This is a genomic window from Kiloniella laminariae (assembly GCF_027214005.1).
Lineage (GTDB): Bacteria > Pseudomonadota > Alphaproteobacteria > Kiloniellales > Kiloniellaceae > Kiloniella > Kiloniella laminariae_A.
Genome location: NZ_JAPWGY010000042.1, coordinates 1 through 266 on the forward strand (window position 1 = coordinate 1; position 266 = coordinate 266).

Genomic DNA, 266 nt, shown 5'->3' on the forward strand with positions numbered 1-266 from the left:
TCAGTAATAAGCTGGTTGACTGAAAACGGGCTCAAACCGGGCTCGATCACCACATAGTGTTCGAAATAGAGCACCCGCTCGACGTCCTTCAATGTCATATCGAGCAACAGCGCAATACGAGATGGAAGTGACTTCAAGAACCAAATGTGGGCAACTGGCGCGGCCAATTCGATGTGACCCATGCGTTCACGACGAACCCGAGACAAGGTGACTTCAACGCCACACTTCTCACAGATAACGCCTTTAAACTTCATGCGCTTATATTT

1 protein-coding gene is annotated in these 266 nt (G+C 48.9%); it reads right to left on the bottom strand.

Annotated elements, in window-relative coordinates; genetic code table 11:
• On the bottom strand, nucleotides 1-266 hold a 266-nt coding region (locus O4H49_RS20540; protein WP_269425301.1), incomplete at both ends, for a hypothetical protein.